Annotated in this window: 11 protein-coding genes; 5 read left to right on the top strand and 6 right to left on the bottom strand. The window is 71.2% G+C overall.

From position 1 onward, the window contains the following. Positions 1–15: 15 nt before the first annotated feature. Together P3T39_RS13470 and P3T39_RS13465 are read right to left on the bottom strand one after the other, a co-directional pair. Positions 16–1,614 (bottom strand): carboxyl transferase domain-containing protein, encoded by a 1,599-nt coding sequence (locus tag P3T39_RS13470; protein ID WP_280697766.1) that lies wholly within the window; start codon positions 1,612–1,614, stop codon positions 16–18. Further along, positions 1,611–3,296, bottom strand: coding sequence for a DUF1446 domain-containing protein (locus P3T39_RS13465; protein ID WP_280697765.1), 1,686 nt, complete (start codon positions 3,294–3,296; stop codon positions 1,611–1,613). The genes P3T39_RS13470 and P3T39_RS13465 overlap by 4 nt, the downstream gene beginning before the upstream one ends. A gap of 156 nt (positions 3,297–3,452) precedes the next feature. Here P3T39_RS13465 and P3T39_RS13460 point away from each other — a divergent pair, with 156 nt between their 5' ends. Further along, positions 3,453–3,869, top strand: coding sequence for a PPOX class F420-dependent oxidoreductase (locus P3T39_RS13460; RefSeq protein WP_280697764.1), 417 nt, complete (start codon positions 3,453–3,455; stop codon positions 3,867–3,869). Positions 3,870–3,964: 95 nt separating this feature from the next. Here the strand turns inward: P3T39_RS13460 and P3T39_RS13455 are convergent, their stop codons facing one another. Next, a complete protein-coding gene (locus P3T39_RS13455) occupies positions 3,965–4,918 on the bottom strand; it encodes a BadF/BadG/BcrA/BcrD ATPase family protein (protein WP_280697763.1) in 954 nt (317 codons plus the stop codon). Positions 4,919–5,102: 184 nt separating this feature from the next. On the opposite strand from P3T39_RS13455, the gene P3T39_RS13450 reads away from it, so the two are divergent. From P3T39_RS13450 to P3T39_RS13440, 3 genes are all read left to right on the top strand, one after another. Next, positions 5,103–5,729: a winged helix-turn-helix domain-containing protein gene (locus P3T39_RS13450; protein ID WP_280697762.1), complete on the top strand. Its 627-nt coding sequence runs from the start codon at positions 5,103–5,105 to the stop codon at positions 5,727–5,729. A 3-nt stretch (positions 5,730–5,732) separates the two neighbouring features. Next, complete coding sequence (locus P3T39_RS13445) at positions 5,733–7,034, top strand: MFS transporter (RefSeq protein WP_280697761.1); 1,302 nt, start codon at positions 5,733–5,735, stop codon at positions 7,032–7,034. A 521-nt stretch (positions 7,035–7,555) separates the two neighbouring features. Next, positions 7,556–7,810, top strand: coding sequence for a chaplin (locus tag P3T39_RS13440; RefSeq protein WP_280697760.1), 255 nt, complete (start codon positions 7,556–7,558; stop codon positions 7,808–7,810). 377 nt (positions 7,811–8,187) lie between these two features. Here P3T39_RS13440 and P3T39_RS13435 read toward each other — a convergent pair whose 3' ends face one another. Further along, the gene (locus tag P3T39_RS13435) at positions 8,188–9,084 is read right to left on the bottom strand and encodes a Gfo/Idh/MocA family oxidoreductase (RefSeq protein WP_280697885.1); all 897 of its coding nucleotides are present in this window, start codon (positions 9,082–9,084) and stop codon (positions 8,188–8,190) included. A 242-nt stretch (positions 9,085–9,326) separates the two neighbouring features. Here P3T39_RS13435 and P3T39_RS13430 point away from each other — a divergent pair, with 242 nt between their 5' ends. Beyond that, positions 9,327–9,614 (top strand): DUF427 domain-containing protein, encoded by a 288-nt coding sequence (locus P3T39_RS13430; protein WP_280697759.1) that lies wholly within the window; start codon positions 9,327–9,329, stop codon positions 9,612–9,614. Positions 9,615–9,715: 101 nt separating this feature from the next. On the opposite strand, the gene P3T39_RS13425 is transcribed toward P3T39_RS13430, so the two are convergent. Together P3T39_RS13425 and P3T39_RS13420 are read right to left on the bottom strand one after the other, a co-directional pair. After that, entirely contained in the window at positions 9,716–10,633 is a 918-nt protein-coding gene (locus P3T39_RS13425; RefSeq protein ID WP_280697758.1) for a LysR family transcriptional regulator, read from the bottom strand. Positions 10,634–10,892: 259 nt separating this feature from the next. Beyond that, positions 10,893–12,086 (bottom strand): glycine C-acetyltransferase, encoded by a 1,194-nt coding sequence (locus P3T39_RS13420; protein WP_280697757.1) that lies wholly within the window; start codon positions 12,084–12,086, stop codon positions 10,893–10,895. Between the last annotated feature and the right edge of the window lie 10 nt (positions 12,087–12,096).

The following is a 12,096-nucleotide window of genomic DNA, read 5'->3' as shown; positions in this document are numbered from 1 at the left end:
GTCTGCTCTCTCCAACTACATTCGGAAGACGCCGTATCCGCGCGCGCCCTCGACCGGGGCGCTGTGGATCGCGGAGAGGCAGAGGCCGAGGACGGTGCGGGTGTCGCGGGGGTCGATGACGCCGTCGTCGTAGAGCCGGCCGGAGAGGAAGACGGGCAGCGACTCCGCCTCGATCTGCTGCTCGACCATGGCCCGGATCGCGGCGTCCGCGTCCTCGTCGTACGGCTGCCCCTTGGCCGCGGCCGACTGCCGGGCGACGATGGAGAGCACCCCGGCGAGCTGCTGCGGGCCCATCACCGCCGACTTGGCGCTCGGCCACGCGAACAGGAAGCGCGGGTCGTACGCCCGTCCGCACATACCGTAGTGCCCGGCCCCGTAGGAGGCGCCCATCAGTACCGACAGGTGCGGGACGCGGCTGTTGGAGACCGCGTTGATCATCATCGCACCGTGTTTGATGATGCCGCCCTGCTCGTACGCCTGACCGACCATGTAGCCGGTGGTGTTGTGCAGGAAGAGCAGCGGGAGGTCGCGCTGGTTGGCCAACTGGATGAACTGGGCGGCCTTCTGGGACTCGGCGCTGAACAGCACACCCTGGGCGTTGGCCAGGATGCCCACGGGGTAGCCGTGCAGGGTGGCCCAGCCGGTGGCCAGGCTGGCGCCGTAGAGCGGCTTGAACTCGTCGAAGTCGGAGCCGTCGACCAGCCTGGCGATCACCTCGCGCGGGTCGAAGGGGACTTTGAGGTCGCCGGGGACGATGCCGAGCAGTTCCTCCTCGTCGTACTTGGGCGCCGGCGCGGCCGGCTCCGGGTCCGCGCCCGCCTTGCGCCAGTGCAGGCGGTGGACGATCCGGCGGGCGATCCGCAGGGCGTCCGGCTCGTCCAGGGCGAAGTGGTCGGCCAGCCCGGAGGTTCGGGCGTGCATCTCGGCGCCGCCGAGCGACTCGTCGTCGGCCTCCTCGCCGGTGGCCATCCTCACCAGTGGCGGACCGCCCAGGAAGACCTTGGCGCGTTCCTTGACCATCACCGTGTGGTCCGACATGCCGGGCACGTACGCGCCACCGGCGGTGGAGTTGCCGAACACGACGGCGACGGTGGGAATCCCGGCGGCGGAGAGCCGGGTCAGGTCGCGGAAGAGGGCACCGCCGGGGATGAAGATCTCCTTCTGGCTGGGCAGGTCCGCGCCGCCGGACTCGACCAGGTTGACCAGCGGGAGGCGGTTGCGGAGCGCGATCTCGTTGGCGCGCAGGGCCTTTCGCAGCGTCCAGGGGTTGCTGGCACCGCCCCGGACGGTCGGGTCGTTGGCGGTGATGACACACTCGGTGCCCTCGATCACGCCGATACCGGTGACCAGCGCGGCGCCGACCGGATAGTCACTGCCCCAGGCGGCCAGCGGGGAGAGTTCGAGGAAGGGCGAGTCCGGGTCGATCAGCAGCTCTATCCGCTCACGCGGCAGCAGTTTGCCCCGGCTGCGGTGCCGTTCGACGTACTTCGGGCCGCCCCCGGCGAGTGCCTTGGCATGCTCGGTGTCGAGTTCGGCCAGCTTGGCGAGCATCGCGTCCCGGTTGGCGGTGTACTCGGGCCCGGTCGGGTCCAGCCGGGTGGACAGGACGGTCACAGCAGGGCCTCCGGAAGGTCGAGGTGGCGGGCGCGCAGCCACTCCCCCAGTGCCTTGGCCTGCGGATCGAACCGAGCCTGTGCGGCGACGCCCTGGCCGAGCAGTCCTTCGATGGTGAAGTTGACCGCGCGGAGATTGGGGAGGAGGTGTCGGGTGATGGTCAAGTCCGAGGTCTCCGGCAGGAGTTGGCGCAGCACGTCGACGGTCAGGGCGTGCGCGAGCCAGCGCCAGCCCGGTTCGGTGCGGGCCCAGACGCCGAGGTTGGCGTCACCGCCCTTGTCGCCGCTACGGGCCCCGACCAGCAGGCCGAGCGGCGCCCGCCGGGTGGGTCCTGACGGCAACGGGCTCGGCAGCGCAGGCTGTTCGAGCTGGACGAGCTCCCGGGTGCTGGTCGGCGGCGGTACCGCGCGGCTGGTGCCGTCGGGGAGAACGGCCGTGTGGGCGACCTCGCGGGTGTCGACATGGGCCGTCTCGAACACTCCGTAGGGCGTGCCGGGACCGGGCGGAGCGGTGAGATGGAAGCCCGGGTAGCTCGCCAGGCCCAGCTCGACCGCCGCGCTGCCCAGAGAGCGCCCGACCAGGCGCTGGTCGGCGTCCCGGACGGTCAGCCGGAGCAGGGCGGAGGCCGTCTCCTCGGTGTCGGCGTCGGGGTGGTCGGTGCGGGCGAGGGTCCAGCGCAGCTCGGCCGGGCGCGGATCGAGGGCCTGCTCCAACTGCTCCTGCAGAAGAGCCGACTTGGCCTCCGCGTCCAGGCCGGTCAGGACGAAGACGACCTCGTTGCGCCAGCCGCCCAGCCGGTTGAGTCCGACCTTGAGGGTGGGCGGTGGCTCCTCACCCCGGACGCCGCTGATCCGGACCCGGTCGGGGCCGTCCTGGCCCAGTCGGACGGTGTCCAGTCGCGCGGTCGCATCAGGCCCGGCGTAGCGCGCACCGGCGGTCTCGTACAGCAGTTGGGCGGTGACGGTCTCGACGGTGACGGCGCCGCCCGTGCCGGGGTGCTTGGTGATGACGCTGCTGCCGTCGGCCTCGATCTCGGCGATCGGAAAGCCCGGACGGCGTACGTCGTGCTCGCGGAAGAAGGCGTAGTTGCCTCCGGTGGCCTGCGCTCCGCACTCCAGGACGTGCCCTGCGACGACCGCTCCGGCGAGCGCGTCGAAGTCCTGCGGACCCCAGCCGAAATGCGCGATGGCCGGTCCCACCACCAGTGCGGCGTCGGTGACCCGGCCGGTCACCACGAGGTCGGCACCGCCGCGCAGGCACTCGGCGATACCCTGGGCGCCGAGGTAGGCGTTGGCGGCCAGCAGCCCACCGGGGAGCGCCAACTCCTCGGCCCTCGGCAGCAGATCGTCTCCGCCTACCCGGCCGACGCGCAGCGGGATACCCTGCTTGTCCGCCAACTCGTGCAGTGCGTCGGCCAGTCGGGCCGGGTTGAGTCCGCCCGCATTGACCACGATCCGCACGCCGGCCTCGTGCGCCAGGCCGAGACACTCCTCCATCTGGCGCAGGAAGGTCTTGGCGTAACCGAGTTGGGGATCCTTCAGCCGGTCGCGGGCGAGGATCAGCATGGTCAGTTCGGCCAGGTAGTCGCCGGTGAGGACGTCCAGCGCGCCGCCTGTGAGCATCTCCCGGAACGCGGAGAACCTGTCCCCGTAGAAGCCGGACGCATTGCCGATCCGCAGCACCGTATGCCTCCCCTGCCGCCGCCCGCTCTCGCGGTGCCGCCTGCCAACGGCCAGCAGCCTGGCACCGGGCGGGCGATAAAGCAAGCATGCATGCTTGTTTTCATTCCGGCCAAGTCTCTTGACCTGAAGTGCACTTGATCTCATACGGTCACAGACATGGTCTTCACTCCCAAGGAACGCGCATACCTGGCCGGTCAGCAGCTGGGGCGCCTCGCCACCGTCACTCCGGCCGGTGCACCGCAGGTCAGGCCCGTCGGCTTCAGGCTGAACGAGGACGGGACGATCGACATCGGCGGCCCGAAGCTGAGCAGCTCCCAGAAGTACCGCAATGCCCTGACCAACCCCCAGGTGTCCTTCCTGGTGGACGACATGACGCCCGAGGACGACCCCGAGGCGGTCGCGCCAGGCTGGGGCCGGGGCGTCGAGATCCGGGGCCGGGCGGAACTGCTGGTTCTCGACCAACCGCCGCTCATGCCCGGGTTCTTCAGCAACGAGGCCATCCGGATCCACCCCGAGCGCATCATCCCGTGGAACCTGGAGTCCAAGGGCAGCACTCCGCGCAACGTCGGCTGAGCCGCCGGCGGGACCGCCTGAGCGGACACGGTCGCAGGGCTGTTCGCGTTGTCCGAGCGGACACGGTCGCAAGGCTGTTCGCGTTGTCCGAGCGCTCAGAGGGCGCCGACGAGCTTCTGGTGCAGGCCGTCCAGCCCCGGCGCGGCGAGTGAACGGGCCGCCAGCCAGGCGGCGGCACCGGCCGCGTTGCCGGCGAAGGTGATCTCGGCCCCCGGCCACTGCTCGGCGATCCGTCCGCCGACGGCCGCAGCGAGCGGCGAGGACGGCGACAGCACCCCGCCCGCCAGCACCACCGGGTCCACCGACCCCACCGCACGGACCGTCCCCAAGGTCGCGAGGAGATGCCCGGCGGCCTCCTCGACCAGGGCGAGTGCCTCGGGTTCGCCCGCCTCGGCCGCCCGCAGCACCATCGGCGCGAGCCGGGCGAGCCGTACCGGGGCCTCGGCGTGCACGGCTTTGATCAGTGCGGACCGCAGGTTGCCGGCCTCGCCGACCCCCAGCAGTCCGTCGACCACCGCGCGGGCCGGCCCGGTCAGCCGCTCGCCCCGGTCGATCCGGGCCAGCGCGAGCCGGACGGCCGCATGCCCGAGCCAGTAGCCCGAACCCCGGTCGCCGAGCAGCCATCCGTGCCCGTCGGCGAGGCGGACCGGGTTGAAGTCCCGGCACTCCCCCGCCACCGCACCCGTCCCACTGATCAGGACCGAGCCGACCGGGCTGCTGGTGCCCGCCGCGAAGGCGAGTTCCACATCGGTGACCTGCCGGGGTGCGACGGTCAGTCCGGCTGCCGACCAGACCTCCGTCAGGTCGGCAGCCGAGACCAGGCCACCCGCAAGGCCGAGCACTCCGGCGGCGACCCGGGCCGGATCCACCCCGGCCAGCGCCCTGTCCAACGAGTCGGCGATGCTGCGGGAGGCGGCGGCGCCACCGTGCGAGACGGGATTGCCGCCGTCGCCGCGCGCCGCCCCGACCACCCGGCCGTCCAGGTCCGCGACCACCACCCGGGTGGCAGTGCCTCCGACATCCAGACCCAGGACCAGCGGTGTGCTCATGCGTCCACCTCGCCGTGTTCACTCATACCGCCGCCGTACCGGACCGCGCTGCGACCACGCCCCTCGGGCACGACGCCAGCCTCGCACTGTTCGGGGGGCTCGGGGCAGTACACGGTCACCAACCACCGAAAGATCTCTCCGAAACCTTGTCGAAAGAAATGTTTCGAGCGTAGTGTTTCGAGACATGGCTCCCGAAGAATCCCTGCCGCCTCCGGGCGACGGCAAGGGCACCGAGCGACCCCTGCGACAGCTCCGCGATCCACGGACCATGCGGGCGATAGCGCATCCGACCCGCCTCGCACTCCTGGAGGCACTCGGCCACCACGAGCGGCTCACCGCGACCGAGGCCGCCGAGATCATCGGCGAATCACCGACGAACTGCGCATTCCACCTGCGCACACTGGCCAAGTACGGCTTCGTCGAGGAGGCCGGAGACGCCCCGGGCCGACGCCGGCCCTGGCGGCTGAGGAACATCGGCTTCGCCTTCAACGGCACCGCCGAGGACGCGGAGACCGCGAGCGCCGCCGAGGCCCTGACCAGACTGCTGTGGGACACCTGGCTCGGACGGGCCGGTGTGGTGAACGCCCGCCGAGCCGGATTCCACGGGACCTGGCAGCAGGTCACCAGCGCCCAGCAGACCGTCGCATACATGACGCCCGACGAGGCCGACCAGTTCATGGCCGACCTCGGCCGGCTCCTGGGACGCTACCGGGACCGCCTGGAGAATCCCGCCCTCCGACCGCCGGACGGTCTGCCGATCGAACTGCTCCTGTTCAGCTACCCGCTCGACGCGACCAATTCGGAGGACTGAGCCGTGCGACTGCTGCTGGCCAACCGGAACGCCAGGCTCTACATCCTCGGCCAGAGCCTGTCGTCCCTCGGCGACTCCGCGCTCTGGCTGGCCCTTGGCATCTGGATCAAGATGCTCACCGGCAGCGCCTCCGCAGCCGGCCTGTCCTTCTTCATGTTCACGCTCGGCGGCCTGGGCGGCCCGCTCGGTGGCCTGCTCGCCGACCGGGTACGGCGGCGCCCCCTGCTGATCGTGGTCAATCTGGCCACCGCGGCACTCGTCCTGTTCCTGCTCCTGGTCGGCGGCCGGCAGCAGGTCTGGCTGATCTACGCGGTCATGTTCGGCTACGGCCTGTCCGCCGCGGTTCTCGGCCCGGCCCAGAGTGCGCTGCTCCAGACCGTGATACCCGAGGAACTGCTCGGCGAGGCGAACAGCGTCATGCAGACCCTTCGGGAGGGAATGCGGCTGATCACTCCCCTGCTCGGCGCGGGTCTGCTCACCGCGTTCGGCCCGACCCCGGTGATCGTGGCCGACGCGGTCACGTTCCTGATAGCCGTCGCCGCCCTGCTTGCCATGCAGGTACACGAGGAGCGGCCGAAGCCGTCCGGGCAACGGCTGATCGCCGAGGCCGTCGCCGGCGCCCGCCACATCCGCCGCACCGCCGTACTACGGCAGGTGACCTTGGCAGCCGGTCTGGCGATCGTCGCGTTCGGGCTCGCCGAGACGGCCGTCTTCGCTGTCGTCGGCCAAGGACTGCACCGTCCCGACGGCTTCATCGGGGTGGTGGTCTCGACACAGGGCGTCGGTGCGATCGTCGCCGGGCTGACCGCGACCGCGCTGATGCGGCGCCTCGGGGAAGGCCGCCTGGTCGCCCTGGGGCTGGCCAACGCGACGCTCGGCTTCCTCCTGCTCGCCACCTCCTCGACGGCAGCAGCGCTCGCGGGCGCCGCGTTCGTCGGCTCGAGCCTCCCCCTGATCACGGTCGGTCTCATGACGCTCTTTCAGCGGCGTACACCCCCGGAACTGATGGGCAGGACCGATGCCGCGCTCGGCCTCGTTCTCTCCACCCCGCAGACGATCGCGATCGCCCTCGGCGCCGCTCTGATCTCCGTAGTGGACTACCGGATCCTCCTGCTCGGCGTCGCGGGCCTGGTCCTGCTGGCCTCGGGCTACCTCTTCACCCGCGCCGAACTGCGCTCACCGGACCGGGCCTTGGCCGCCAGCGCCGCCGCGCCGGCATGCAGCCGGGACACACCGGCCGCCGCCCCCTCGCAGAGCACCTCCAAGCCGAGTCCGGTCGCGTCCGGTCGTAGCGGGAAGGTGTAGTACGACTGGTAGAGCAGATAGGGGAGATGAGCGTCCGCGCCGTCCCGGCCGATCGTGAGCGTGGCGACGAGGACCGATCCGTTCGAGCTCGGGTGCGGCTCGGAGAGGGTCAGCTCCCACTCGTACGGCTCCGGTTCCACCGGAAGGTCCAGGACAGCCTGCGCGAACTCCCCTACCTTCTCGGCCCCTTGGAAGGGCAGGGTCTCCTGCCACCTCGGCGATCCGGCATCCAGCACCCACTCCCCTGCGGGCCCGCGCCCGACCGCCAGCACCCACTCGCCGCCCTCGTCGTCGCGCCAGCGGTGGTCGAACACCCGGTTCAGCTCCGTACCACCACTCTCTCAGCGCCGCGGTAGTGCCGATGGCCCATTGCGCGCGCGAAGGCACACTCGGGCGGGTGAACGGTAGGTGTGCTTGCCCGGCAGTGGGGACGGTGATGCGAAAAATTGCTGCGGGACGGACCACCCTGGCGCAGGCCGGAGGCGGTGGTTCCCGCACGACCAGGCACCATCCCACCAGGAATGGAGAAGACTGTGAAGGACATCCGTAGGGCCCTCGTGCTTTCCGGGGCAGCCTGTGCACTCGTACTCGGATCGGCCGGAGCGGCCTCCGCCTCCGCCACCGCCACGGGCACGGCCGTCGGCTCGCCGAGCGTGCTGTCCGGCAATGTCATCCAGATTCCGATCCACGTCCCGATCAACATCTGCGGCAACACCGTCAACCCGATCGGCCTGCTCAACCCCGCCACCGGCAACACCTGCTCCAACGTGGGCTGACCTTCTCCGCCTGACCGGCCGACGGGAACCGGTGCCGCCTCCGCTGCGGCACCGGTTCCCGTCGTCTCTCCTGTCGTCTCTCCTGAAGCCCGCTCCGGCGAGGAACGCGTCGAGCGTCACGACGTCCAGGAAGCGCAAACTCGTGTGGTCGACGCGCAGCACGGTACATCCGTCGCAGGTAGCCAGAGCACGGCGGCTCCCGTGCAGGCGACTCTCCACCACCGCCGGACACCTCGGCACGGAGGCTGCCGCAATTCCAGCTCGGCCACGGCCAGGTCGCCGGCCCCGCGCTCGCTGGGCTCACTTGACAGAGGCCGACCCGCCATGGACGCGCCAAGGCCCACCGGGGCAGCGTGCTCGCAACCTCCGTCGGCCTGCTACTTCCCCACCCGCTCGACGATCAGCTCGCAGAGTTCGTGGGTGCGCAGGGCGTCGCGGGCGGAGACGGTGCGGCCGGTGCGGACGGCGTCGAGGAAAGCGAGGACGACCTGCTCGATCCCGCGCTGGCGGGCCACCGACACCCAGTCGCCGCGACGGCGGAGGGTCGGCTGGCCCTTGTGGTCGATCACCTCGGCGAGGTTGACCACCACGCGCTTGGAGTCACCGCCGGAGACCTCCAGGACCTCCTCCGTGGAGCCGCTGACCCGGTTCATGATGCCGAGAGCCGTGAAACCCTCCCCGGACAACGTCAGCACCAGGTGCTCCAACAGCCCGTCCCGGGTGCGCGAACGGACATCCACATGCTCGACCTCGCCCGGCACCAGGAAGCGGAGCGTGTCCACGACGTGGATGAAGTCGTCGAAGACCAGTGTGCGGGCTGCCTCCGGCAGGCCCTCGCGGTTCTTCTGCAGCAGGATCAGGTCGCGCGGACGCTCCTTGGCCAGCAGGTAACCGGGCGCGTGACGGCGGTTGAAGCCGACCATCAGCGAACGGCCGGTCCGCTCGGCCAGGTCCACCAGATGCCGGGCACCGGCCAGGTGGTGGTCGAGCGGCTTGTCCACGTAGACGTCCACGCCCGCGTTGAGCAGCTGCTCGACGATCGGGACGTGCTGGTCCGTCGCGGCATGGACGAAGGCGGCGCGCAGCCCGCTGCCGATCAGCTCGCCGAGGTCGGTGAAACGGTGGGCGGCCGGGATGCGGTACGTCTCGCCGAGGCGGTCCAGCTTGGCGCGGTCGCGGGTCATCAGACGCAGGTCCAGGCCGGGCAGGGCGGTGAGGACCGGCAGGTAGGCCTTCTGCGCGATGTCGCCGAGGCCGATCACTCCTACCGGCATCGGCCCGGTCGCGGGGTCGAGGGTGTTGGCCTGCTCGCTCATCGGGTGCTCCTGCCGAGGGGATCCGGTTCGGGTGGCCTCGCAGCAGTGCGGCCGACCGAGTCAGCAGCATATGCCAGAAGCGGTGTTGAGCAGCTCCGATGCACAGAGGCCCCGCAGCCACGGCCGAAGGAGACACGGATCCGGCTGAGAACAGGCCGAGTTCGGGGCGGATCCGGCTGGGGACGAGGCAGAATGGCCGTATGGCCATTGCGCGTTGGAACGACGAGATCCTCGCCGAGAGCTCGGAGACCACGGTCGTCGAGGGCAACCACTACTTCCCGCTCGCCTCGGTGCGGACGGCGTTCCTGACGCCCTCGCCGACCACCACCGTGTGCCCCTGGAAGGGCACCGCCTCCTACTACACGGTGCAGGTCGCGGGCGCCGAGAACCCGGACGCAGCCTGGTACTACGCCGACCCGAGCCCGGCGGCCGCGCAGATCGCCGGGCATGTGGCGTTCTGGCGGGGTGTCGAGGTCACCGACGACTAGCGCCGCTGTGGCCGCTCCGGGGTCGACCTCGGCCAGGCACTGACACGAGCACCGGAACACTCATGGCGAACACACGCAGTGGAGAGCCAGTTGACCATCCGTCAGTCCGCCGAGAGTCCCTGCGCCGCCGCCGTCAGCGCGTCCAGGACGGGCCGGATCAGCGGGTGCTGCTCGGCGCCGCTTCGGACGGCGGCGAAGACCTTGCGGGTGGCCAGCGCGCTGTCCACCGGGCGGACCGCGACCAGGGAGAGATCGACGCCGCGCAGCGCCGAGCGCGGGACGAGCGCCACACCGGCGCCCGCCGAGGCCAGCGCCACCACCGCCCGGAAGTCGTCGGAGGAGTGCACCAGCCGAGGCTGGAAACCCGCGTACTCGCAGGCGAGCAGCACCACGTCGTGGCAGGGGTTGCCCGGGTAGGGGCCGATCCAGGGCTCGGCGGCCAGGTCGGCGACGGCCACCGGACCGTGCCCAGCGGCCAGCGGATGGCCGAGCGGGAGCACAGCCTCGAACGGTTCGGCGTAGAGCGGCACCCTGGTGAGCCGCTGGTCGTCGGCGCGCGGCGCGCCCCGGTACTCGACGGCGACGGCGAGGTCCGCCAGGCCGTCCAGCAGCATCGGCAGACTGGCGTCGCCCTCGGCGTCCAGCACCTTGATCCGGACACCGGGCACGCTCTTGGCCAGCGCGCTGATCGCCGGAGCGAGTACCAGCGCGATTCCGGTCGCGAACGCCGCCACCGTGACCTCGCCCGCAACGCCCTCGCTGTAGGCGGCGAGGTCGGCCTCGGCCCGTTCGAGCTGGGCGAGCACCGCATCGGCGTGCCCGAGCAGGATCTCCCCGGCCGCGGTGAGGCGGACGCCCCTTCCGTCGCGGGCCAGCAGGTCGTGGCCGGTCTCCTGTTCGAGAGCGGCGAGCTGCTGGGAGACGGCGGAGGGGGTGAGGTAGAGGGCTGCGGCAGCGGCCGTTACCGTGCGGTGGTCGGCCACGGCCCGCAGGGTCCGCAGCCGTCGTACGTCGATCACTCGGCCATTCTGCCAGGGCAGCGGTGGTGCTGAGACCGGGCGCCGCTGCTGGGACGGCAGTGCACTGCCGGCGCGGCCGTACTGTCCGGGTCCGGCCGCACCGGCAGAGCCTGTGGGCTGCCCCGCCGACGGCCGAAACAGCGCCGACGGGGCAGGTCTATGGGGGGCTGATCCCCCGGTCCACGGGGTTACTCCCCGATCCATGGGGATCCATGGGGCTGTTCCCGGGCCCGGGGAGCAACTCCCCGGGCCCGGGAGGCTACTCGCCGAGCGCCGAGCGGGCGTCGATGAAGGCGGCCACGGCGCGCTCGACGTCCTCGGTGGAGTGGGCGGCCGAGAGCTGCACGCGGATCCGGGCCTGGCCGTGCGGGACGACGGGGTACGAGAAGCCGATCACGTACACGCCGCGCTCCAGCAGCAGATCGGCAAGGCGGGCCGCCTTGGCGGCGTCGCCGATCATCACCGGGGCGATGGCGTGCTCGCCGGGCAGGATCTCGAACCCGGCCTCGGTCATCTTCGTCCGGAACAGCTTGGTGTTCGCGGCCAGGCGCTCCCGCAGGTCGCCGGACTCCTCCAGCAGGTCGAGCACGGTCAGCGAGGCCGCCGCGATCACCGGTGCGAGCGAGTTGGAGAACAGGTACGGGCGCGAGCGCTGGCGCAGCAGCGCGACGATCTCGCGGCGCGCGGCGACGTAACCGCCGGAGGCACCGCCGAGGGCCTTGCCGAGGGTGCCGGTGATGATGTCCACGCGGTCCATCACGCCGTGCAGTTCGGGGGTGCCGCGACCGCCGGGGCCGACGAAGCCGACGGCGTGCGAGTCGTCGACCATCACCATGGCGTCGTAGCGGTCGGCGAGGTCGCAGATCTCGCGCAGCGGGGCGATGTAGCCGTCCATCGAGAAGACGCCGTCGGTGACGATCAGTCGGCGGCGGGCGTCCTGGGTGGCCTTGAGCTGCTCTTCGAGCTCGGCCAGGTCGCGGTTGGCGTAGCGGTGGCGGCGGGCCTTGCACAGGCGGATGCCGTCGATGATGCTCGCGTGGTTGAGCGCGTCGGAGATGACGGCGTCGCGCTCGTCCAGCAGGGTCTCGAAGACGCCGCCGTTGGCGTCGAAGCAGGAGGAGTACAGGATGGTGTCCTCCTGGCCGAGGAAGGCGGAGAGCCGCTCCTCCAGCTGCTTGTGGACATCCTGCGTACCGCAGATGAAGCGGACGGAGGCCATGCCGTAGCCCCAGCGGTCGAGCGCGTCCTTGGCGGCGGCGACGACGGCGGGGTGGTCGGCGAGGCCGAGGTAGTTGTTGGCGCAGAAGTTCAGCACCTCGCCGGGGCGGCCACCGCCGGTGACGGTGACGGCGGCGCTCTGCGGGCTGCCGATCACCCGCTCGGGCTTGAAGAGGCCGGCCTCGCGGATCTCGTCCATGGTGGTGGCGAGGTCCTCGCGCACGTTGTCGAACACGGTGTCTCCT

It is taken from the genome of Kitasatospora sp. GP82 (assembly GCF_029892105.1).
GTDB lineage: Bacteria > Actinomycetota > Actinomycetes > Streptomycetales > Streptomycetaceae > Kitasatospora.
This window is presented reverse-complemented; position numbering and strand designations above follow the sequence as displayed.